This is a genomic window from Defluviitoga tunisiensis (assembly GCF_000953715.1).
Classification (GTDB): domain Bacteria; phylum Thermotogota; class Thermotogae; order Petrotogales; family Petrotogaceae; genus Defluviitoga; species Defluviitoga tunisiensis.
In genome coordinates this window covers 1,731,602-1,755,598 of the sequence record NZ_LN824141.1, presented here as the reverse complement: position 1 = coordinate 1,755,598, position 23,997 = coordinate 1,731,602, and the positions used below count along the sequence as shown (strand labels likewise).

Annotated in this window: 25 protein-coding genes; 24 read left to right on the top strand and 1 reads right to left on the bottom strand. The window is 29.6% G+C overall.

Features of this window, described 5'->3' with window-relative positions; all coding sequences use genetic code 11:
* Positions 1-19 precede the first annotated feature (19 nt).
* The 23 genes from DTL3_RS08025 to DTL3_RS07915 all read left to right on the top strand — a co-directional run bounded on the left by DTL3_RS08025 (position 20) and on the right by DTL3_RS07915 (position 21,425).
* Positions 20-2,023, top strand: coding sequence for a chemotaxis protein CheA (locus DTL3_RS08025; protein WP_045088715.1), 2,004 nt, complete (start codon positions 20-22; stop codon positions 2,021-2,023).
* A gap of 33 nt (positions 2,024-2,056) precedes the next feature.
* Complete coding sequence (locus DTL3_RS08020; RefSeq protein WP_045088265.1) at positions 2,057-2,491, top strand: chemotaxis protein CheW; 435 nt, start codon at positions 2,057-2,059, stop codon at positions 2,489-2,491.
* 45 nt (positions 2,492-2,536) lie between these two features.
* Positions 2,537-2,896 (top strand): chemotaxis protein CheY, encoded by a 360-nt coding sequence (gene cheY / locus DTL3_RS08015; RefSeq protein ID WP_045088264.1) that lies wholly within the window; start codon positions 2,537-2,539, stop codon positions 2,894-2,896.
* Positions 2,897-2,902: 6 nt separating this feature from the next.
* Entirely contained in the window at positions 2,903-3,283 is a 381-nt protein-coding gene (locus tag DTL3_RS08010; RefSeq protein WP_045088263.1) for a FliO/MopB family protein, read from the top strand.
* Positions 3,258-4,049, top strand: a complete 792-nt coding sequence (gene fliP / locus DTL3_RS08005; RefSeq protein ID WP_144403507.1) for a flagellar type III secretion system pore protein FliP — start codon at positions 3,258-3,260, stop codon at positions 4,047-4,049. Before DTL3_RS08010 ends, fliP begins: the two co-directional genes overlap by 26 nt.
* A 7-nt stretch (positions 4,050-4,056) precedes the next feature.
* The gene (gene fliQ / locus DTL3_RS08000) at positions 4,057-4,323 is read left to right on the top strand and encodes a flagellar biosynthesis protein FliQ (RefSeq protein ID WP_045088262.1); all 267 of its coding nucleotides are present in this window, start codon (positions 4,057-4,059) and stop codon (positions 4,321-4,323) included.
* A 27-nt stretch (positions 4,324-4,350) separates the two neighbouring features.
* The gene (fliR, locus tag DTL3_RS07995; RefSeq protein ID WP_171820601.1) at positions 4,351-5,097 is read left to right on the top strand and encodes a flagellar biosynthetic protein FliR; all 747 of its coding nucleotides are present in this window, start codon (positions 4,351-4,353) and stop codon (positions 5,095-5,097) included.
* Entirely contained in the window at positions 5,061-6,152 is a 1,092-nt protein-coding gene (gene flhB, locus DTL3_RS07990; protein ID WP_052670526.1) for a flagellar biosynthesis protein FlhB, read from the top strand. The genes fliR and flhB overlap by 37 nt, the downstream gene beginning before the upstream one ends.
* A 26-nt stretch (positions 6,153-6,178) precedes the next feature.
* The gene (flhA, locus tag DTL3_RS07985) at positions 6,179-8,266 is read left to right on the top strand and encodes a flagellar biosynthesis protein FlhA (RefSeq protein ID WP_045088260.1); all 2,088 of its coding nucleotides are present in this window, start codon (positions 6,179-6,181) and stop codon (positions 8,264-8,266) included.
* Positions 8,267-8,278: 12 nt separating this feature from the next.
* The gene (locus tag DTL3_RS07980; protein ID WP_045088259.1) at positions 8,279-9,088 is read left to right on the top strand and encodes a hypothetical protein; all 810 of its coding nucleotides are present in this window, start codon (positions 8,279-8,281) and stop codon (positions 9,086-9,088) included.
* 6 nt (positions 9,089-9,094) lie between these two features.
* A complete protein-coding gene (locus DTL3_RS07975; protein ID WP_084217251.1) occupies positions 9,095-9,622 on the top strand; it encodes a flagellar biosynthesis protein FlhF in 528 nt (175 codons plus the stop codon).
* On the top strand, positions 9,619-10,476 hold the full coding sequence (locus DTL3_RS07970) for a P-loop NTPase (protein ID WP_045088257.1): 858 nt from the start codon (positions 9,619-9,621) through the stop codon (positions 10,474-10,476). Before DTL3_RS07975 ends, DTL3_RS07970 begins: the two co-directional genes overlap by 4 nt.
* Before the next feature lie 23 nt (positions 10,477-10,499).
* A complete protein-coding gene (locus tag DTL3_RS07965) occupies positions 10,500-11,204 on the top strand; it encodes a flagellar brake protein (RefSeq protein ID WP_045088256.1) in 705 nt (234 codons plus the stop codon).
* Positions 11,205-11,261: 57 nt separating this feature from the next.
* The gene (cheC, locus tag DTL3_RS07960; RefSeq protein ID WP_045088255.1) at positions 11,262-11,885 is read left to right on the top strand and encodes a CheY-P phosphatase CheC; all 624 of its coding nucleotides are present in this window, start codon (positions 11,262-11,264) and stop codon (positions 11,883-11,885) included.
* Complete coding sequence (gene cheD, locus DTL3_RS07955) at positions 11,886-12,371, top strand: chemoreceptor glutamine deamidase/glutamate methylesterase CheD (RefSeq protein WP_045088254.1); 486 nt, start codon at positions 11,886-11,888, stop codon at positions 12,369-12,371. It begins immediately after the preceding gene.
* A 13-nt stretch (positions 12,372-12,384) separates the two neighbouring features.
* On the top strand, positions 12,385-13,074 hold the full coding sequence (locus DTL3_RS07950; protein ID WP_045088253.1) for a FliA/WhiG family RNA polymerase sigma factor: 690 nt from the start codon (positions 12,385-12,387) through the stop codon (positions 13,072-13,074).
* A gap of 20 nt (positions 13,075-13,094) precedes the next feature.
* Positions 13,095-13,400, top strand: a complete 306-nt coding sequence (locus DTL3_RS07945; RefSeq protein ID WP_045088252.1) for a hypothetical protein — start codon at positions 13,095-13,097, stop codon at positions 13,398-13,400.
* Between the two features lie 18 nt (positions 13,401-13,418).
* Positions 13,419-13,916 carry a hypothetical protein gene (locus DTL3_RS07940; RefSeq protein WP_045088251.1) on the top strand — a complete coding sequence of 166 codons (498 nt, stop codon included), beginning with the start codon at positions 13,419-13,421 and terminating at the stop codon, positions 13,914-13,916.
* Positions 13,895-14,275 (top strand): hypothetical protein, encoded by a 381-nt coding sequence (locus tag DTL3_RS07935; protein ID WP_045088250.1) that lies wholly within the window; start codon positions 13,895-13,897, stop codon positions 14,273-14,275. The genes DTL3_RS07940 and DTL3_RS07935 overlap by 22 nt, the downstream gene beginning before the upstream one ends.
* Positions 14,276-14,726: 451 nt before the next feature.
* Positions 14,727-17,651, top strand: coding sequence for a transcription-repair coupling factor (mfd, locus tag DTL3_RS07930; RefSeq protein ID WP_045088249.1), 2,925 nt, complete (start codon positions 14,727-14,729; stop codon positions 17,649-17,651).
* A gap of 15 nt (positions 17,652-17,666) precedes the next feature.
* The gene (gene mnmE, locus DTL3_RS07925) at positions 17,667-19,022 is read left to right on the top strand and encodes a tRNA uridine-5-carboxymethylaminomethyl(34) synthesis GTPase MnmE (RefSeq protein ID WP_045088248.1); all 1,356 of its coding nucleotides are present in this window, start codon (positions 17,667-17,669) and stop codon (positions 19,020-19,022) included.
* A gap of 507 nt (positions 19,023-19,529) precedes the next feature.
* The gene (locus tag DTL3_RS07920; RefSeq protein ID WP_045088247.1) at positions 19,530-20,705 is read left to right on the top strand and encodes an ABC transporter permease; all 1,176 of its coding nucleotides are present in this window, start codon (positions 19,530-19,532) and stop codon (positions 20,703-20,705) included.
* Positions 20,706-20,807: 102 nt separating this feature from the next.
* Positions 20,808-21,425: an IMPACT family protein gene (locus tag DTL3_RS07915; protein ID WP_045088246.1), complete on the top strand. Its 618-nt coding sequence runs from the start codon at positions 20,808-20,810 to the stop codon at positions 21,423-21,425.
* Positions 21,426-21,452: 27 nt separating this feature from the next.
* Here DTL3_RS07915 and speE read toward each other — a convergent pair whose 3' ends face one another.
* Entirely contained in the window at positions 21,453-22,316 is an 864-nt protein-coding gene (gene speE / locus DTL3_RS07910) for a polyamine aminopropyltransferase (protein WP_231854006.1), read from the bottom strand.
* 257 nt (positions 22,317-22,573) lie between these two features.
* Between speE and dnaX the strand changes: the two genes are divergently transcribed.
* Complete coding sequence (dnaX, locus tag DTL3_RS07905; protein WP_045088244.1) at positions 22,574-23,995, top strand: DNA polymerase III subunit gamma/tau; 1,422 nt, start codon at positions 22,574-22,576, stop codon at positions 23,993-23,995.
* Positions 23,996-23,997 lie beyond the last annotated feature (2 nt).

Here is a 23,997-nt window from a genome sequence, read left to right as displayed (position 1 = left end):
GGGGATAATTTTGCCAGATATGGATGTCTATTTGACAGTGTTTTTAGAAGAAGCAAAAGAAAATATTCAACAGTTAAATGATCTTCTGTTAGAACTTGAGAAAGATAAAGAAAATCAGGAAATAATTAATAGTATATTTAGAATTATACATACTTTAAAAGGTATGGCAGGTACCATGGAGTTTGATATTTTAGCTCAGTTTTCTCACAAACTAGAAAGTATCCTTGATCTCCTAAGAAATAATAAGATTGAATTAAATCATGATATGATGAACCTCTTTTTTAAATGTGCAGATGTTATTGAAGAAAGTTTAAACAATATTGCATCTGGAGGAAAGGGTGAAATACCGGAAATAAAGAAATTAGAGGTTGATTTAGATAATTACTTGGAAGATTTTAAAACAAAAAAGGCTGATAATAATGCGATAACAAAAAAGCATGGTCCCTCTCAAAATGGTGATATCAAAGATTATTACCTTAATATTAGTGAAGATACTATGAATGTGTTAAAACATGTATATCAAAAAGCTCAGGAGAAAGGTCTTAATTTTTATTTTCTTAAGGTTCTTTTATTGGAAAATGTGCAATTAAAACAAGCTCGAGCTTATTCTATTTATCATAGATTAGAGGAACTCGATTGTGAAATTGTATATACATTTCCAAGTGTTGAAGAGATTGAAAAAGAAAATTTTGATAGGGAATTAGTATTTGGTATAATAACTTCAAAAAGCGTAGGAGAAATAGCCGAAGCTATTAACAAGATTGCAGAAGTGCAATCTGTGTATGTTGATGAATTTTCTATAAATTCTATGGAAGAAGCTGTTTTAGAGAAAGATAAACATCAGGATGATATTCAGGAGAATAACGAAAAAGAGGTTAAATTACTAAAAACGATTAGGGTTGATATTAATAAATTAGATGAATTGATGAATTTAATGGCAGAATTGGTAATCGCAAGAAGTAGAATTGTTGAAACCTTAAGTAAGTATAATTTGAAAGAGGTTGATGAGAGTTTGTCTCAGCTTTCAAGAATAACTTTGGATTTGCAAAATATTGTAATGAAATTAAGAATGGTTCCTGTATCTTTTGTATTTAACCGTTTTCCGAGATTGGTTAGAGATTTATCTCAAGAGTTAGGGAAGAAGGTAAATTTTATCATTCGTGGAGAAGATACGGAATTAGATCGTACGGTTGCAGATGAAATTGGGGATCCTTTAGTACATTTAATAAGAAATTCTTTAGATCATGGGATTGAAAAGCCTCACGAAAGAATTGCCAAGGGAAAACCTGAAGTTGGTACTCTAATCTTATCTGCAAGACATGAAGGGAATGGTGTTATAATCGAAGTTGAAGATGACGGAAAAGGTATGAATAAGGAAGAGATTTTGAGAAAAGCTGTAGAGAGAGGATTGATTAGTTCTTCAGAAACTTCAAAATTAAGTGACGAAGAAATTTTTAATTTGGTTTTTCTTCCCGGTTTTTCAACCAAAACTGTTTCTACAGAGGTTTCTGGTAGAGGAATTGGAATGGATGTAGTTAAGGCTACCGTAGAAAACCTTAAAGGTACAGTTTCTTTAGAAACAAAAAAAGATAAAGGTACTAAGATAACAATTAGATTACCTTTAACCCTAGCTATTATAGAAGCTTTATTGGTTACTGTCAATGACGATGTCTATGCAATACCCATTGCAAATATCGACACTACCCAGAGACTTGAAGACGGTGAATTAAAGATAGTAGAGGATAGAGAAGTTTTTCTTTTAAGAGGCGAAATTATTCCTGTAGTAAGATTAAGGGATTTGTTTGGATATGGACTAAGTCAAGTTTCTTTAAAAGAAAATATTGTTATAGTTAGAATAGGTAACAAGAAATATGGAGTAGTGGTTGATAAACTTTTAGGACAAGATGATATAGTAATTAAATCGTTAGGTTCTCTATTAAGTGACGTAAAAGAGTTTAGCGGAGGAGCTATTTTAGGGGACGGAAGAATAGCTTTAATATTGGATGCTGCTTCATTAATGTAGTATTTTAGACTTTAAATAAAGGGGAGAAACGGAATGGAAGATGTACTTTCTTTCAAGATTTTAGAACAAGAGTATGCAATTTCTATAGAAAATATCGAAAGCGTTGTAGATATGACAGATATTACTCAAGTACCTAACGCAAAATATTTTATTGAAGGTTTAATTAATCTGAGAGGTAGAATTGTACCAATTATTGATTTGGCAAAGATTTTAGAAATAAAGCTTTCGGAAGATCATAAGTATGAAAATATTTTAGTCTTGAGAATTAATGATGAAGAAATTGGTATGTTGGTCGATGAGGTAGAAAATGTATTAACTATTGATCCTGCTAAATTGGAAAAGATACAGTCTAAAAAAGATGTTTATTCAGAGAATGTTAAAGGAATTATCAAAATCGATAATCGGTTGATAGTATATATTGATTTAATAGGTATATTAGAAAAAGAATTACACAAAGATTTAAAATAGCAATTTTTAAAAAAATAATAGTAGTCAACTTCAGGAGGTGCTTGAATGGGCAAAAAAGTTCTAATTGTAGATGATGCAGCTTTTATGAGAATGATGTTGAGGGATATCTTGACTAAAGCTAATTATGAAGTTGTTGGAGAAGCAGCAAATGGACAAGAAGCAGTAGATAAGTACAAAGAATTACATCCGGATTTTGTAACTATGGATATAACTATGCCTGTTAAAGATGGCATACAGGCAATAAAAGAAATTAAGCAAATAGATCCAAGCGCAAAAATAATAGTATGTAGTGCTATGGGGCAACAAGCTATGGTAATAGAAGCTATTCAGGCAGGTGCAAAAGATTTTATTGTAAAACCTTTTCAGCCATCTAGGGTTATAGAAGCTTTACAAAAATTGGAGTAATAGCAAATGTCTACAGATTATTCTACAATGACCGCTAGCAGTAGTACTTTAGATGTTACAATTTGGTTTTTTGTAATAATATTATTTATAGTTATTTTATTTTTATTGTATTACTTTCTAAATAAATCAATAAAAAAAGGTCCAAAAAATAAAGAAGTAGCTCTCATTAAAAAATATTATATTGATAGAAATCTATATATCGGACTACTGAGGGTTTTTAATGAATATTATTTGGTATTAATAAGTTCAAATTCTAGCGAGGTATTAAGAAAAGTAGATGAAGACGAAGTATTTGAGATTATTGGAGAATCTCCTAAATTTATAAATACTTTTACAAAGTTTTTAAAGCGAGATAAAACAGATGAAGAAAGTAAAAAAGAAAAGTAGAATTATCAAAATATTAGTTGTTTTGGGATTATTTGTAGTTATTGGGTCTTTGACTTTCTCTCAACAAATATCTAATCCTCCTTTAATTGATATTCAAATTAATAATAATAACGATGGTACTAATATTTTAACACCAACACTTACTATTTTACTTATAGTAACGGTTTTATCGTTAGCACCAGGTTTTTTGATGCTTTTTACTTCTTTTACTAGAATAGTTATCGTTTTAGGTTTTGTTAGACAAGCTTTGGGAACAAGGCAATCCCCACCAAACCAAGTTTTATTAGCATTAGCTTTGTTTTTGACAATTATGATTATGTTTCCTGTATTTAATGGGGTTTATCAAAAAGCAATTTTACCCTATAATGAAGGAACTATCGGATATAAAGAGGCTATAGAAATTACTATGGGAGAGTTTAAAACATTTATGATTTCTCAAATTGTTGCCCATAAAAACGAAGATGATATATATATGTTATCTTCTGCTATGAATGTAAGTATATCGAATATTGAAGAGACTCCATTTAACATTTTGGTACCAGCGTTTGCGATAAGCGAGCTTGAAATAGCATTCAAAATGAGTATATTAATCTATTTACCTTTCATTATTATCGATATGGTTGTTGCAAGTATCTTACTTTCAATGGGTATGATTATGATTCCCCCTGTACTAATCTCTCTTCCATTTAAAATCATGATTTTTGTTATGGTTAATGGATGGGATCTATTAATTAGTGGTCTGGTTAAAAGTTTTACGGGAGGATGATAATAATATGACGGAAGAAGTTCTTATTGAGATTTTTGAAGAAGGGATATGGGTTTTTTTAAAAGTTATCTCGCCTATTTTATTAATAAGTGTAGCTGTTGGGCTAATTATCAGTATTTTTCAGGCTGTTACCCAATTACATGAGCAAACATTGACGTTTGCTCCTAAAATTATAATAACATTTCTTGTCTTGATATTACTATTTTCATGGATTATGCAAAACTTGGCTGATTTTACTTTTAACTTATTTACTTATTATTTAGGGATGATTTAGTTGATTTTAGAGACGCTTTCGTATAGTATGTGGATTTATTTTTTTATATTTTTTCGATTAATAGGGATAGTGCTTTTCATACCTCTTTTTAGTTCACAATTTTTACCAGTACATATGAAGGTTTTTATTACCCTATTTATATCTTATTTAATTTTACCTAGTGTAAGTGAAACTTTGCCTGTAAATTCTTCAATAGGTACTGTGGTTTATTATATGGTTTTGAATTTTTTAATTGGAATCACTATAGGGCTAATTACAAATATTATCTTTTATGCTGTTCAGTTTGCCGGTGAAATAATTGGAATGCAAATGGGTTTTTCAGTAGCTAATGTTTTTGATCCTTTATCTAATGATGAAATTTCAATATTATCAGAATTTTCGTTTCTTTTTAGTGTTTTATTTTTTTTTATAATAAAGGGCCCCTTAATACTATATACATTAGTCATTGATTCTTTTAATAAAATACCAGTAATTTTTAATTTAAATTTTGAAAATTATAGTTTGTTTTCTCAAAAACTTTTTGATGTTATTATAATAGGTGTGAAATTATCAATGCCTGTTATAGCATTTATGATATTAATAAAAGTTGCACTTGGGATAGTTTCAAGATTAATTCCTCAAGTGAATGTATTTATGGTAGGTATACCCATAGAAATATTAGTTGGATTTTTATTATTCTTAGGGGTGATCATGATTTGGGAAGATCAATTTACAACTTTGTTTTTTCAATTAATAGAGTGGATAAAAAAATCGATGATTCTTTTGTCAAGATAGATCTTCAATTGTTTGCAGATCCAGAAAAAACAGAACAACCTACTCCTAGACGGTTAGAAAAAGCAAGAGAAGAAGGAAATATACCTGTCTCTAACGAGTTTAATATGGCTATGAGTTTATTAGCAATGTCAATGTTGCTTATGTTTATATTTAATCCTTTATTATCAGATATAGGACAGTTATTTCATGATTACTTTGCTTTAAATATAGAATTTGAAGGTCCAGAATTACTCGCTTATGAAATTAAATCGCATATTAACTTATATATAAAATTAATTTTGTTTTTTGGTGTTTCAGTTATAGTTTCTTCTATTTTGGGTATGATTCAAACTAAGTTTCTTTTTACGTCAAAATCTTTAAAATTTGATTTAAGTCGTATTAATCCAATTAACGGTTTTAAAAGACTATTTTCTATGAGATCAGTAGTAGAGTTATTAAAGGCGATTCTCAAACTTTTTGTGGTAGGTTTTCTTACATACAATATAATTAAGGGTAATTGGGATACATTTTTATCGCTATCAGATCAAGAAGTTGGAGCTTCTTTCAAAATTATTTTCGATATGATAATAAACATATTATTTCAATTAGGATTAGCGTTATTAATTTTAAGTTTATTTGATTTTTGGTATCAAAGATATGCGTATATACAGGATTTAAAAATGTCTAAGTATGAGATAAAACAAGAAATGAAAGAAATTGAAGGTAATCCAGAAATTAAACAAAGACAGAGAGAAATAATGAGAAGAATGTTAATGACAAGGATGATGCAGAAGGTTCCTGAAGCAGACGTTGTTGTGACTAATCCAACTCACTATGCTGTGGCTTTGCAGTATGATGTTGAAACTATGGACGCTCCCATAGTAGTAGCTAAAGGTGTTGATGAAATAGCTTTTAAAATAAGAGATATAGCATTTAAAAATGGTATACCAATAATACAAAGACCTTCTTTAGCTAGAAAGTTATATGAAGAAGTTGATATAAATGAAGAAATTCCTGAAGAATTATATACAGTTGTTGCAGAGGTTTTGGCATATGTTTATAAAATATCTGGATAGCAATAATTTATTTTAGAGGGGTCAAAATGAATGTAAATTTTAAAGGTATAGATATCATTATTTCAATATTAATAGTCGGAATAGTTATTTTAATGGTAATTCCTATTCCTCCTTTTTTGCTAGATTTTCTACAGTTTTTTAATATAGCATTATCAATAGTAATATTGTTATCAACATTGTATATTAAAAGAGCTTTAGATATATCTATTTTTCCTTCACTTTTGCTCATCACTACCCTTTTCAGATTGGCTTTAAATGTATCTTCGACAAGATTGATTCTTTTAGAAGGAAAAAACTTTGAAGGAAAAGTGGTAAAGGCGTTTGGTGATTTTGTGGTTGGAGGGAACTATATAGTAGGATTAATAATCTTTTTAGTCTTAGTAATCATACAATTTCTTGTGATTACTAAAGGTACAGAGCGAATTGCAGAGGTAGCAGCTCGTTTTACATTAGACGCTATGCCAGGAAAACAGATGAGCATAGATGCAGATCTTTCTGCAGGTTTGATTAGCGAAGAAGAAGCTAGACAGAGAAGAGAAGATATAAGGAGAGAAGCAGATTTTTATGGAGCAATGGATGGTGCTAGTAAATTTGTTAGAGGAGATGCAATAGCAGGCCTCATTATAACTTTAATTGATATAGTTGGTGGAATTCTAATAGGTGTATTACAACAAGGACTAGATTTTGGTGAAGCCGCAGAATTATTTGCATTATTAACTATAGGAGACGGGCTAGTCGCCCAGATTCCTGCACTATTAATCTCAACTTCTGCGGGCATGATAGTTTCAAGAACTGCATCAAAAGATAATTTTGGTAAAGACTTATTAGAACAACTTACAAGTGATTATAAAGTGTTAAGTATTACTGGATCGCTTATTCTTTTTTTAGGGCTTTTTACTCCTTTACCGATTTTCCCTTCCTTAGTATTAGGAGGAAGTCTTCTTTATTTGGGGTATTCGACACGAAAAGTACAAAAAACTCATTTAGAATATCAGACAGTCGGTCAAGCGGGAACTGTTGAAACAAAATATCCTCAAAAAACTGTTCCTCTTTCTCCACCTTTAACTACACCAGAGGAAGTTTCGGAGATTATTCAAGGAGATACTATTGAGGTAGATATTGGATATGGTCTAATACCTTTGGCGGATCCAAATCAAGGAGGAGATTTATTAGACCGGATAACTGTAGTTAGAAAACAATTGGCTTATGAGTTAGGTATAATAGTTCCTCCCATAAGAATTAGAGATAGTGTTCTGTTAAGTTCAAATGAATATGTAATAAAGTTAAAAGGCGTAGAAGTTGGGAGATTTGAATTAATTCCCGAAAGGTTATTGGCTATTAATTCAGGAATGGCTTCAGAAGAACTTCCTGGGATTAAAACTAAGGAGCCATCTTTTGGATTAACCGCTTATTGGATTGACGAACGTTTAAAAGATGAAGCTGTAGAAAAGGGTTACACAACAGTTGATGCCCCAAGCGTTTTTGCAACACATCTATCTGAGACTATAAAGAAGTATGCCCATGAGATAGTTGGAATAAAAGAATTAGAAATTATGGTTGATGGGTTAAGGGTAAATTATGCGTCCTTAGTAGATACCCTAATACCAACGATGTTAAAAATGCATGAACTTAAGAATGTAATAAATGGGCTGTTGTATGAGAAAATCTCGGTAAGAAATTTGCCTTTGATTTTTGAAAGTCTTATTGAATCTGTAGACAAATATGGAAATAATATTGAGAAATTAATTGAAGAGGTAAGAATATCTTTAGGAAGACAGATTGTTGAAAGTATAAAGTCAGATGATGGTCAACTACATGTAGTAGCTCTTGATCCGAATGTTGAAAAAAAGATTTCAAACTCTATAGTAGCGAGAAATTCTGATAGGGTATTGGTTCTTGATCCAGAATATTCAAATGTTTTAGTCGGAAAAATTGCGAAAGCTTTAGAAAATATGATGATGAAGGGATATAATCCTGTCATAATATGTTCTAAAAGTATTAGGTATCCTTTTTCAAGGTTTATACTAAAGTATATTCAAAACATTAGTATAATTGCCTATGAAGAGGTACCTCACGAGACTTCTTTAAGTGTAGAAGAAATAGTGGAAGTTTGAGGGGGAATATAGATGCTAATTAAAAAATATACGGTAAAAACAATTTCAGAAGCTATGAATAAAATTAGAGAAGAATTTGGAGAAGATGCTTATATTTTGGACACTAGAAAAGTTAAAAAAGGCGGTTTTTTTGGAATAGGTGGTGAGAAGTACTTAGAAGTAACGGTACTTAGCGAAAGTGAACAGCGTCCTAAAAAAGCAAATGAGTATCAAAAAAATGAGAAAAAAAATGATAATATAGGTACATATTCATTGAAAGATATCATTTCCAATAATAGGAAGGAGTTAACACAAAAAGATAAATCTTTTGATTTAAAAGGTTACTCAAAAGAAGAAAATAGAAATTCTCAACCTGATGAAAATATTGAGCTGCTTAAGTTAATAGAAGAAAATAGAAAACTCTCTTCTAAAATGGATAAAGGTGCCGAGGAATTTTATAGTCAAAAAAAAGAAGCTATTTATAACAGCGCTAATAGTACTGGTTTAATAAACAATCTCGAAATCAATAAAGCAGACGAATTTAAATTAAGTGAATTGAAAAGATCAGTAGACAAGTTAAATAAGAAATTAGAAAGAAGTAATATTTATCTTCAAGAATTTAAAGAAGAACTGTATAAAAATTCTTATTCTAAAACCTTTATAGATAGTATTATTTCTGAAATTGAAGATATCACTTTTAATGAAAATTGGAGAAATGATGAAAATTTAAAAATAAGATTTGAACGAAAAATAACAGATTGTATTAAACAAGCCAATTTTAAAGATTTAAAAGGGAAAATTGTTTTTACAGGTCCCACTGGTGTAGGAAAAACCACGACTTAAGCCAAAATTGCTGCAAAACTTATTAAAGAACAATCAAGAATAGCTTTTGTAACAATAGATACCTACAGAATTGCCGCTACAGATCAATTAAAGATATATGCAGATATTTTGGATGTGCCTTTATCTATCTGTTATACTCCTCAAGAATTGAAAATTACAATTGAATCTTTGTTGAATTATGATACAATTTTAATAGACACCGCTGGTAGAAGCCATAAAAACAATCTACAAATGGGAGAATTAAAGGTATTTATTGATTCTATACGACCTGACTACAAAATTATGTTAGTTTCTGCCAACTCTAACCCGCAAGAGATGATAAATATCTATGATAGCTTTTCTATTATTCAACCGAATTGTTTAATATTTACAAAGATCGATGAAGTAACTTCTTATGGCCAATTGTTCTCATTTTTAGAGTATTCTAATTTACCTTTGATTGGAATAACTGATGGTCAAAGGGTTCCTGAAGATTTAAAGTTTCCAGATAAGGAATGGTTTGTAAGTAAAGCTATGCGGGAGGTATTTGAATGAGCTACTTATTTAATGATCAGGCGAGTAGATTGAGGGAAGAATTTGCTAGTAATGATACCAAAATAATATCGGTGGTAAGCGGTAAAGGTGGGGTAGGAAAATCTATTTTTTCCGTTAATATAGCTGCATTATTAGCTTCATATGATAAAAGGGTTCTTGTTTTCGACTCAGATGCAGGTTTTGCAAATGCCTCTATACTTTTAGGAAGTTCAATAAAACATACTCTTTCTGATTATATGAAGGGGATAGTGACTTTTAAAGAATGTATACAAGAAACAAGATATGGAGTAAAGATAGTTAGTACAGGATTCGATTATACAGATTGGAAAATATTTCAGAATAATTTTGATGGGTCTATACTAAACGAATTTTTAAGCGTTACAAGAGAAATTGATTATCTTATTATAGATGTAGGTGCTGGATATTCTGAAAAACTTAACAACTTCTACTTAAATTCTGATAAAATTTTTATAGTGACCGCTCCTGAGCCGACAGCAGTCGTAAATGCTTATTCTTTGTTAAAAGCGTTGTCATATTTAGGGGTAGGTTCAGAAATTGAGATAGTTTTAAATATGACAAAAAATAAGGAAGAATTAGATAATATCAAATATGCATTAGAAAATACAGTGAAAAAATTTTTAAATAAAGATATAAACAGTTTTTATGAACTATCTTATGATCCAAATGTTCCCTTAAGTGTAAAGGCTCAAACTCCTATTGTTATTTTGAAAAAAGACAGTAAATTTTCAAAAGATATGAAAAAAATTGTTGAAGATATTTTAAATTTAAATAATTCAGGAAAAGAAGAAAGTTTTGCAAATAGAATAAAAAGACTTTTTGGTTTGGAGCATTAATTCTTAACTATGGAGAGAGGTAAATGAGTGAATTTATAGAAAAGGTTCTAGCTAAAAATGTTTTGTTTACTAATATGCCTTTGGATATAGAAATAAAAGAAAAAGGTTTCAAGGGAATATACAAAAGCATATTATATGAATATAACATTGATTTAAACTTAGCTAAAATTGGAATGCCTATTCATAAGGGTGCATATATAAAAATCCCTAGAGAAGTTACTTTATCTGTTAAGGCTTATTCAAAAAATAATCTTTATTTATTCAATAGTTTAGTCTATGGTATAGGAAAGGAATCTAGTGTACGCTTTTTGATAATTACTGTACCTGACGAGATATATAGAGTTCAAAGAAGAAATTATGTTAGAATACCTTTATGTGAAGAGGGATTTTTTTCTATAAAAAGAGAATTTAATTTGAAAAATAATGAAAATTTGGAACAAAACGAGAAATACCGTTTTGTAACAAAGGATTTTAGTGCTGGAGGAGCTGCTATAGTAACTAAAAAGCAACTTTCAATTGGTGATAAGATATTAATCAACATGAAATTAAAAGATGAAGTTGTTTTGGAAAATATTGAGGCAGAGGTAGTTAGGGAAATAGGACAAACGCAATTTGAAGATAACATCTATGGAATTAAATTTATAGGCATTACAGGTAATTTAGAAAAAGAATTGGTTAGGTTTGTTTTTAAGTGGGAAATTGGGAATGTAAAAAATAATAATTCATAAGTATTCATATATATGTAGTTAATTTTGATTACAAAATAAGAAATAAGGGGGGATAACGTGTCCGTTTTTGATAATATAGACGATCAAAAGTTAGATGTTTTAAAAGAGTTGGGAAATATTGGAGCAGGAAATGCTGCCACATCTATTTCTTTGATGTTGGGGAAAACAATTAAAATAACTGTCCCTAGTGCTGAGATTATACCAGTTTCGGAGTTATGGAAAAAATTTACTGATCCTGAAGAAGTAACCTCTGGGGCAATGGTAGAAATAGAAGGAGAAATAGAAGGGGCTTTACTGTTTTTGTTAGGGGCAGAAGAAACTAAATCACTAATAGAACTATTAATGCTTCCTAGACCTGATGATTTAACCAATATGGATGAATTAACTAGTTCTGCAATCGGAGAAATTGCAAATATAATGTGTAGTTCTTATATCATAGCTTTATCTAATTTTACCGGTATAAATATTCATTCTATGCCCCCAAAGGTTGTTGTTGATATGCTATCTGCTATTGTTTCTGAAGTTTCATTGATAATTACAAACGGTGGAGATTATGTAATACTCATTCAGACAGATATTTTATTAGAAGAGCTTGAAGATAAAGTTAAAGGTTATTTGATATATATCTCTGATGAAAAAAATACTCAAAAGATCTTGGAAAGTTTGGGGATGAAATTTTAGATGGAGAATAAAAAGATTGTAGGAATTGGTGAATATCTCGTAGATAAAAATCCTGGTATATTAATAACTTTAGGCCTTGGATCCTGTGTTGCAGTTTGTATTAGAGATAAAGTTAAGGGGATTGGAGGACTTGTACACGTTATGCTACCTGATAGTAGGAGAGATAAAGATAGGCCTGGCAAATATGCCGATACAGGTATAACAGCAGTTGTAGATGAGATAATAAAAATAGGAGGAGATATCAAGAATTTAGAGGCGAAAATAGCAGGTGGGGCATCAATGTTTAAAAATACAAATAAGACCTTTGAAATTGGGGCTAAAAATGTGGAGGCTGTTAAAAAAATTTTAAAGAATTTAGGGATAAAGTTAGTAGCAGAAGACACAGGAGGTTCAAGAGCTAGAAGTGTTGAATTTCATATTGCAAGCGGAGAATTACGTATTAGAAAAGTTGGCGGAGGAGAAAAGGTCGAGATAGTTGTTATTTAAGGAGAAATTAATAATGAAGTATAATATTGATGAAGAACAATTAGTTTTAGATTACTTACCTAAAATAAAGTATATTGCCCTAAATTTAAAAAGTACACTTCCAAAAAATGTTGAATTAGACGATCTCATCCAAGAAGGAATAATAGGCCTGTTGCAATCATATAGAAAATATGATCCAGAAAAAGGGGCTTCATTCAACACTTTTGCAATGAAAAGGATAAAAGGTTCGATGCTTGATTATTTACGTAAAATTGATTGGCTTCCGAAAGAAACCAGATCTCTTATTAAAAAATATGAAGATTTAGTATATGAAGTTGGCGAAGAAGAATATTTGGACGATAAACTAATAGCAGAGAGATTAAATATCGAAGAAAATGATGTCGATAAAATTAAGTTTTCGATATCAAAAAGGCAAATACTCCAGTTGGATAGTTATTTTTTTGATAGTGAAGAAGTCAATTGGTCTATAGAAGAAGATGATAGTAATGATCCGGAAGTCATTGCATATAAAGAAATATTTAAAGATAAGTTAAAGGACTGCATTGAGAAATTGTCTCAGAGAGAACAATTAATTTTGTCTTTGTATTACGATAATAATTTAACTTTTAGAGAAATAGGAGAAATTTTAGATCTCAGTGAATCAAGAATTTCTCAGGTACACAGCCAAATTCTTATTAAACTTAAGAAGATGGTTGATGAGTAGAATTCAAGGGGGCAAAGATTATGCCTTCAACTCATGAAATACAAATTATGTTAACAAAATCAGTAAATGTGGCTGAAAATGTACAAGCTGTAACTCAAGCGCATGATTCAGCAAAAAATATTCTTTTAGTTAAGCAAGCAGCTGAATATGCTCAAAATTTGCATCGTAAAGTTAAAAATAAAGATAGAACAGAAAAAAAGAGTCTTGATAATGATTTACTAGGTAGAACGGCTTACTATCAAGGTCAAGTTGAGGAAGAGACTTATAGCGAATCTAATTTTAAAATAGATGATTACAGAGGCAAGATTTTGGATTTAAGACTTTAAATAAATAAAGGTGAAGATATGATTGCTTATTTCTCTCTTTATAAATCGGATGATGAAAAATATGCTGGTGGATTGCTAATTATCAATGAAAATGGAATTCCCGTATCTTTTAAATATACCGAACCAGTTACACCTTCAGAAATTCAGAAAATAATATATGGAGATAATATAAAAAATTATTTAGCCTATGAAATATTAAGAAATGAAGATCTTTTCAAACCTTATGATGTTGATATTGTATTTGTCGATGATAATGATCTTTTAAATTATGTCGTTACAGATAAGATTTTAGTATATATTAGTGAGCTTAGTTTAAGTAGAAGTTTTGAAATCAAAGAAAACGAGGGCGTAATACCTCTGCATGACAATAAAAGCTTAAAATTTTATGCCTCAAAGGTTGTTGATTCTAATATTTTAAAAAGAATAAAGTATATTATTGATAAATACGATATATTCGAACCTTTCGGGAGATTAAAAGAGGCGTTGATTTATATATGCTCGAAGAGAGAAGATTAAATTTAGAAGTTGTAGATGCAAGTATCAAAATAAAAATAAATGAAATATGTTTAGATCATTTAAATATGGATGAATCAAAATTTATTATAAATAGGATTGAAACTGGGAATATTCCTAAAATACAAGAAATCACTCCTTTAACAAAGGAGATTTTTTTTGGTCATTACGACCTATGTTCTTTAATTACTCAAAATGTTAAAAGAAACATAACAGAAAATTCTATTTTGTTTGATATAAATATAAATAGCAAAAGGATGGTTAATGCCTCTTTACTTGTTTGCATTGAGAAAATAAAAGTAAGTCCTTTAATAAATACGACAAAAATGATAGAAATTAAAATACATGAAATAAATTATTAGAAGTATAAAAAAGAATGAAATGATTATTTTTATGAAAAGCACTAAGTCTAGTTGTGAATATAAAAATTAGCTAACAAGTCAATACTTTAAGCTAAAAATTGGATTTTTAATGGGTAACAGGGCGAAGCCCTCTCCATTCCTCAGTACAGGTACTAAAAAGATTAAATAAGTCAATATTTTTTAAAAACGGAATTTTTAATGGGTAACAGGGCGAAGCCCTCTCACTTTTCTTGGTGCAAGTACTAAGAAGATTAAAGAAGTCAATACTTTAAGCTAAAAATTGGATTTTTAATGGGTAACAGGGCGAAGCCCTCTCCATTCCTCAGTACAGGTACTAAAAAGATTAAATAAGTCAATATTTTTAAAAAAAATCAAATATGAAATCTATATAATGAAGATTTTAGAATTTCTACAGAGAGTATTGTTCCACGATTTAGGAGGTATTTAAAAAGTGGTATCAAACGAATTGCTAAGTTTTTTAAAATCATTAAAAAAGGAAAATAAGCAACATATAATAATTATTCCAGACAATTATTATAATTGGTTTGATGAATATGAAGACTATTTTATGTTTTATCCCGATTTTGATATATTCCCTTTTGAGAATTTGGATGTATCGCCTAATATTAAAGCTCAAAGAATTAAGGTACTATATTCCTTGATAAAAAAAGAACAAATTTCAATTTTAACAACTTTAAGTTCTTTATGTCGATTTACTATTCCTATGAAAGATTTTTTAATAAAAAAATATAAGGTTAATGATGATTTAGACTTATTTACAGATGAATTATATAAATTTGGTTACTTATTAACTGAGGAAGTAAATTCCCCAGGGGAGTATGCAAAAAGAGGTTTTGTAAGAGACATATTTATTCCAATATATGAAGAACCCATACGAATTGAACTATTTGACACCCAGATAGATAGGATCACCTTATTTGACACTTTTTCTCAAAGGTCTATTAATAAATTAGAAGAATTTGAAATTGTGCCTGGTTCAGAAATTCAAAAGTTTAATAATAATATAGATATTTTTCAAGAGAGAATTATGAGATTTTTCTCTGATACCAATGAATTTGATATTTCTATAGATATTTTTAATTCAATTCCTGGTATTTTTTATAAAGATAAAAATACCATTTTAAGTTATTTAAATAGAGATTGTGATATTTATATTGTGAATAAGCAAGAAGTTATAAAGTCTTTTGTTGAAAAAGAAAGAGAAAATTTAGAAATGTGTGACAATGATCTGAAGAAAAGGATATACAAAGCTTATTCTGGACATACTCTGGAGATTTTAAATAAAATAGAATATAAAGAAATAGATTTAAAATTAGAAAAGGTGTATTTTAAAAAGTCTAAAAAAGAAGATAATAGAATCGATTTCATTCCACTATTAGATTGGGAAGATCTTAAAGAGGGAGATTTAGTTGTTCATGAAGATTATGGAGTAGGCATATATCTCGGAGTAAATAAAGTTGAAACTAACTTAGGCTTAAGAGAGTACATTACCTTAGAATATGCAAATAATGCTAAAGTTTATGTTCCAGTAGGAAGATTAGATAAACTTTCAAAATATATAGGAGACTCAACTACAGTAACTATATCTTCTTTGAATGGGAAAAAATGGAAAGCAACAAAGAAAAAAGTCAATGAAGAAATAAGAAAGAAAATTAAGGAATTACTTCAAATATATGTGTTGAGAGAAAATCAACAAGGAATTCAATTATTTGGTGATAAAGAATTGGAAGATAAGTTTAGAGAAAGTTTTCCGTATATTGAAACTCCTGATCAAGAAAGAAGTATTAGAGAAATACTAGAAGATTTAGAAAGCCCAAAACCTATGGATAGATTGTTGGCAGGAGATTCTGGATTTGGAAAAACCGAGGTAGCAATGAGAGCAGCCTTTAGAACAGTTGTATCAAATTATCAGGTATTGTTGTTGGCTCCAACTACTATACTTGCCTCTCAACATTATGAGAGCTTTAAAGAGAGAATGGAACCTTTTGGTGTCAAAATAGAATTGTTAACTAGACATAAAACTTCTAAAGAAAAAGAAATAATTTTTGAAAAAATAAAGAATGGCGAGATAGATATAATAATTGGGACACACGCATTATTGTCTGATTTGCTACAGATTAGAAGATTGGGGTTAGTAATTATAGATGAAGAACAAAGGTTTGGAGTGATGCAGAAAGAGAAATTTAAAAAATTAGGTGAAGGCATTAATTTTTTGATGATGAGTGCGACCCCAATTCCAAGAACACTATATATGTCTATTAGTGGCCTAAGAGAGATTTCAACAATTTCTACTCCTCCTTTGGGTAGGTTACCAATTCAAACATTTGTTGGTAAATACTCAGACAAATTGGTTCGTACAGCTGTTCTAAGAGAAAAAGCTAGAGGCGGACAGATTATTTACATACATAACAGAATTCAAGAACTTGAAAACATTTATAAAAAATTGCAAAACCTTATTCCTGAAGTGAAGATAGGATTAGTTCATGGAAACTCTCATAAAAATGATTTTATAAAAACAATGAACGATTTTTATGCGGGTAAAATAGATTTATTATTTTCAACAACTATATTAGAAAACGGGATAGATATACCTAATGCAAATACTCTAATTGTAGATGATGCGGAAAGATATGGTATAGCACAATTATATCAGTTAAAGGGTAGAGTAGGTAGATCTAATAAAAGAGCCTTTGCATACTTTTTATACAAAAAAGAGCTTACTCCAGAGGCGAAGAAGAGATTAGAAGCTATAAAGCAGTATAATGAACCGGGTAGTGGATTGAAATTATCCTTGAGAGACATGGAAATAAGAGGTTATGGTGATCTTTTGGGCATAGAACAAAAGGGTCATATTAATAGTGTTGGGTTACATTTATATAAAGAAATGTTAAATAAGGCACTTGTTGAATATGGGATAAAAGAAATTGAAGAACATACTAGACCATTGAGCTACACAGAAATAAAAGGAATAAAAGGTTCTATAGTCATTCCAGAAGAGTATGTACCAAATTCTATAGAACGAATGAGGATATATAGACGAATTGCTGTTTCAAGAACACCAGAAGAAGTAGAAGACATAAAAAAAGAGGTCAGAGATCGTTATGGAAAACTTCCACAAGAAGTCGAAAGATTGTTTAAATATGCAATAATTAGAGTAAAAGCAAACATGGAAGGAATAAAGGAAATAGAAATTGGAGATTCTTTTATTACATTCAAATTTTCGGATGATGTTAAACCTTCTATAGATAAATTTAATAAATATTCTCGAAGAGCCTTTTATTATCCTAATAGTCAAGAATTGATAGCTTATGGTCCAAAAGATGATATAGAATATATGGAAAATATATTTTCTTAAGAGGTGAATTGATTAATGTACGATACAATTGTTGCAATTTCAACTCCGATAGGGATGGGAGCTATAGGAGCTGTAAGAGTTTCTGGAGGAGACGTAGATAAAATAATACGTAATTGTTTAAAAAAGCATAAATATGAGTCAAAAAAAATGTATTATGGATGGATGTATGATGAAGATAGTCCAGTTGATGAGGTGACATGGGTTTATCATAGCAAACCCAATTCATATACTGGAGAAGATATGTTAGAAATATTCTGTCATGGAGGAAAATTAGTAACATACAATATTTTAAAAACTATAATCAAATTAGGGGCACGTCAAGCATTACCGGGAGAATTTTCAAAAAGGGCAGTATTAAATGGGAAAATAGATTTAATTAAAGCAGAGGCTATTAACAGCTTAATCAAGGCAGAGACACCATTTTCTTTAGACGCCTCGTTGAAATTATTGAAAAAAAATCGGCTTTCTGAAACTATCCAAGAGCTTAAACATGAAATGATTAATATCGCAGCCGAAATTGAGGTAGAATTAGATTACCCCGATGAAGTTGAGATTGATTCATTGAATTTAAAAGAAAAAATATCAGATATTTTAAAAACAGTTGATAAAATCTTAAAAGAAGCGGATAATGGAATTATTGCAGTTGAAGGTGTGAAAACCGCTATCGTTGGTAAACCTAATTCAGGGAAAAGCACTCTATTAAATGCATTATTAAAAAAAGATAGAGCTATAGTTACTGAAATCCCAGGTACTACACGAGACACTATTGAAGAAAGCTTGAATATCAATGGAATACTATTGAAACTTATTGATACCGCAGGAATTAGACCTACTGAAGATAAAATAGAGAAAATTGGAATAGAAAAAACTTTAAATGCTATGGAAGAATCAAATTTGATTTTATTTATTCTCGATGGTACAACTCCTTATGATTATGAAGATGAAATGATCTTCAGTAGGATAAAAGAATTGAATAATAAATCTGTTATTATAGTTTTAAATAAATCTGATTCTGAACATTTCAAATTGAGCAATTGTCCCACCAAACTATTTGACCAAAAGTTTGATATAGTCACTATTTCAGCAAAAAATAAAGAAATTAAATCGTTAGAAGATAAAATATATGAGATATATTTTGAAAAAATAAATATTGAAGAACCAACCCTTACAAATATGAGGCAAAAAAACTCGCTAGAATCATCAAGAAAATACTTGTTAAATGCACTTAACTCTTTAAATATGGGATTTTCAAACGATGTGGTAATGATTGATGTTAGGAAAGCTCTAGAAAAAATTTATGAACTGACTGGCGAAAATTATACGGAAGAACTACTTAATACAATATTTTCAAATTTTTGCGTTGGAAAATAAAAATATTATATCAATCAATAAATACCTGATATAATTTATAATATCACTATAATCTTTGCACTTTTCACTAAATTTGTAAATTTTTAAAGAAGGCATCATTATAGCAGCTATTTTAAAAATGAAGATTTTCTAAAAGCAAGCATTTGAATTTATAACGGGTCTAGGGCGAAGCCCTTACCCCTCCTTTGGTACAAGTACCGTAAAGTTGTAATTATTAATTACTGTTTTTGAATTCATAGCGGGTCTAGGGCAAAGCCCTCATCCCTCGCTGGTACAAGTACCGAAAAGTTGTAATTATTAATTACTGTTTTTGAATTTATAACGGGTCTAGGGCGAAGCCCTCATCCCTCGCTGGTACTAGTACCAAAAAGTTTAAAGAAGTTCAGCGTTAGTATAAAGATTTGAAGTATCACAATATTTTGTAAAAAAAATCGATTCTAAAACATATATATAATACAGATTTTAGAATTTTGAAGACAGTAATTTTTATATTAGTAGGAGGAAAAAATGAAATCTTTAAAAATGGTCAAATATGAAATTAAAAAGATTTTAAGAAGCAGAGCAGTGTTGATTTTAAGTATAATTGTTCCTGTAATATTAGCTTTTTTTGGTTCCTCCTTTTATCCAAAAAATATTTCTCAAAATTTTAATTTAGTTATCTATAATCAAGATAAAAGTTTTTTAGGTAATTTTACATTTCTTTTAATCAAACAGTTTTTAAATTTTGAAAATACTGTTGAAATCAGTAATGAAAGTGAATTCAACAGATTAATTGAGTTAGGTAATTATGACTCTATAATTATAATTCCAAAAGGATTTACTAATGATTTGGTGAACAAACTTCAAACTTCTTTGTATATTGTTCCTAATCCACATAACATTCAAAATAGTCTAATGATTTATACCGCCTTTAAAGCAGTATTTGATGAATTGGCAGGTATTCCAGAAATAAAGGTTGGATCTACCACCGATTTTTTACTGAGTGGAGGAATAGGAATTGATGAAACAAGACCAAAACCAGAGATTAAAATGTTAATACCAAATGCGAAGGAAAAAATGCTCTTTGAATCTGAATCTAATGATTTTGGAATTAATGACATGTTTGCTCCAATTGTAGCTGTGGTTACGATCCTCATCTCATCGATGATTGGTATTTCATATTCTGTTGGTCAAGCCAGGGAATCAAAATTACTTGATTTATATATCTCAAATGGTCTATCAATAAGAGTTTTTGCTTTTTCGAAGTTAATAGCATATTTACTAGTTGGATTTGTGATGGGATTATTTTCTTGGGGAATGTTCAGACTTTTTGGTGTACAATCACAGGCCATAAGCTGGCATTTATTCCTGTTGATATTTGTATCTGTATTTACTTTTACATCTTTTGGTTTGGTACTTTCTTCTTTTTTAAAAAGCTCGAAAGCTGCATCTTTTCTTGTTACTGCAGTTATTGGGTTAATGTTTGTATTTGGAAACGTATTAATTCCTGTACCTAAAGGAGGTTTTCTGGAAAAGTTTTCTTATATTTTTCCTGTTAAGTATTCCTTAGATGCTTGGCGGAAACTTACTGTATTAGGTTATGGACTTAGTGATATATATAAAGAAATAGTTATTCTAACCATTTTTGGTATTTTTTGTTTCTATTTAGCTATATTTCTAATGAGGGTCACTCAAGAAACATGATACACCTAAGAATAATGTTTGACTTAGATAAGGGCAAAAGGTCAGTGCATATAGACTGATTATTTTAAGTTGCGTAATGAAAGAAAAATTAAGAGGATAAAAATGAAATATCTATCAATAAAAGATTCAAAAGAAATTTCTATTAATATAGAACGATCTATTTTTATAGGGAATGCACAAAAAGTTAATACAATAGAAGAAGCTCAAAATTATATAAAATATATAACTCAAAAATATAACAATGCAACTCACAATTGTTGGGCGTATAAAGTTGGAGACGGGAATCAAGAATTTTTTCATTATTCAGATAATGGAGAACCTTCAGGAACTGCTGGAAAACCTATATATGGCATAATAGAAAAATATAATTTATTCAATGTTGCAATTGTTGTTACAAGATATTTTGGTGGTGTTAAATTAGGCATAAGAGGATTAATTGATGCATACTCTTCTTGTGCTGAAGAAGTAGTCAAAAATTCTAGATTAACTAAATTTGAAACCACCTTTATTTTTGAAGTCAGATGTAGCTATTCAAATTATTCTCAGATTTTACGCTTAATTTCACAAGAATCAGGTATTTACTTGTTATTTCAGGAGTTCTTGGAAGATGTTTTTTTCAGGATAGAAATAATTGAAAGCATTAAAGAAAGGGTATTACCAATTATTGAAAACAATTCTCAAGAAATAACTTTTATTGGGACATCAGAAAGAGAATTATAAAAACTTCGCTAAAATAAGCGAAGTTTTTTATATATCTTTTATCATCTTTTTTACAAAATTAGGTAATGCAAAAGAAGCTACATGCATCTCCTCATTATAGTACTTTAATTCTTTATCAAAGTTCCTAACTTTTTCTGGATTAAAATCTTTTATTGGGTCTATATTTTTTGATGCAAATGTCCATGACCATGTTCCTGGTGTATATTCTGGGACAAACCCCAAGTATAGTTTAGCAACGTTGAATACTGAGCTAATACGTTTATAGGCTCTGATCATCCACTCTTTTTCTATAAATGGCTCTTCCGTTTGAGCAGTGAAGACACCATTTTCCGTGAGTGCTTTAAAACAATCCTGGTAAAAACTTTCTGTATAAAGAGCGCCTCCTCCACCTTCAGTGGGATCAGTTGAATCAATTATAATTACATCAAATTCATTATTAAAGTTTTTTATGAATTTACTACCATCTTCAAATACAAGATGAACTTTTGGGTTATTAAGTTCATAGGACAAATTAGGTAAATATTTTTTGGTTGCTTCCACAACCTCTTCGTCCAATTCACACATAATAACTTTTTCTATAGAAGGGTGTTTTAAAACTTCTCTAACTGTTCCACCGTCCCCTCCACCTATTACGAGTACTTTTTTAGGATTTTCGTGGAGAAATAGAGGAACGTGAGAGATCATCTCATGATATACAAATTCATCTAATTCGCAGGTCATAGGAACGCCGTCTAGTGTGAATACTTTTCCGAACGCCTTAGTTTCGAAGATATCAATTCTCTGAAATTTAGTGACCCCAGAATAAATGACCTTTTCAACATCCATAAATAAACCAAATTTGTTTTTTCTATCGAACTCATTAAAAATGAAAGGAGGATAAACCTTTTCCAACATAGTTTTCACCTCGAATATAATAATTGTGAAATTACATAGATAAAACAATTTAATTCTATTCAATTAGAAGATAGAAATATTAAACTATTTGTTTAATATTATAAACTTTTTTTATTTCTTTTCAGTGGAACTAATTTAAAATCATGTTTCAAGAACCTCAATAATAAGCTTAATGTGTTATACTATAAAAGGGATCTTCTAAATTTTTTCAAAAAAATTATTGTATGAATGTTTCAATTTTTGGAGGTAGATTTATGAATAGTAATTTGTATAGAAAATATAGGCCTAGAAATTTTGAAGATATAATTGGTCAGCCTCATGTTGTTAAGTATTTTTATAATGCCCTTAAAAAAGGTGAAATTTCTCATGCATACATTTTTTCAGGGCCACGAGGTACAGGGAAAACGACAACAGCTAGAATTTTAGCTAAAGCTTTGAATTGTAAAAATCCATTAGATTTTAATCCATGCAATGAATGTGAAAATTGTGTTTCAATTAACAAGAATAGTTTTATAGATGTAATTGAATTAGATGCTGCTTCTAATAGGGGTATTGATGAAATTAGAAATATACGTGATTCAACAAATTATCTGCCAGTATATGGCAATTATAAAGTATACATAATAGATGAGTTTCATATGTTGACTAGAGAAGCGTTTAATGCATTGTTAAAGACTTTAGAAGAGCCTCCCGCCCATGTTATTTTTGTTTTGGCTACAACAAATTTAGAGAAAGTTCCTGATACAATTATTTCGCGAGCTCAGATAATCAACTTTAAAAATTTATCAATGAAAGATATATTGCTAGGTTTGAAAAAAATAGCTGATTTAGAAGGAATTAAATACGATGAAAAAGCCTTAGAAATAATTGCTAAAAAAGCAAAAGGAAGTATGAGAGATGCAATATCCATGTTTGAACAAGTTGAAAAGTTTGGCGATGACAAAGTATTCTTAGAGGATGTTATGGATATATTAGGGTTATTTGATGAAAGTTTTGTAAGCAAATTCATAAATAATGTGTCTGATTCAAATATAGATGGTTTTTTATCTCAATCTGAGGAATTGTTTAAACAAGGAAAAGATCCTGAAATATTATTAGAAGAATCAATAGAATACATATTTGATAGGATTAAAGAAAAAGAAGATCCGTTTTTTGATATTGAGATGATGAAAGAATTCAATGTTATTCTTAAAGATTTAAAGTATAGCGAAAATAAAAGATTAACATTTGATGTTGAAGTTCTTGGATTCATTACTAGAGGTCTAAAATCTACAACTCTTAACTCTTCTTTTAAAGATGTACCTGAAGGTGGTACAATCAAGGAAATAAATAAGAACGATACTGATTTTAATACAGAGTATTTTAATAATCCGATTATAGTAAAAATAATGAACTTTTTTAGAGATCCACGAAGCAAAAAAACAAATTTAGCTATTTATTATTCTTTGTTAGCTTCAAAAATTGAGATTAGAAATAATAGGATAATCTTTAATTTTTCTGAGAATGAGTTATTAGAATATGAAATATTAAAGAAGTATATTGACGAATTAAAGGTTAATATATCCCTTTTAATAAATGAATCTTATGAAGTTTCACTCCTGTTTTCAGGAAAAGAAAACGAAACTTTTAATTTATCCGAAAAGGCTCCAACTTATCAAGAGAAAAGATTATTCTAGGA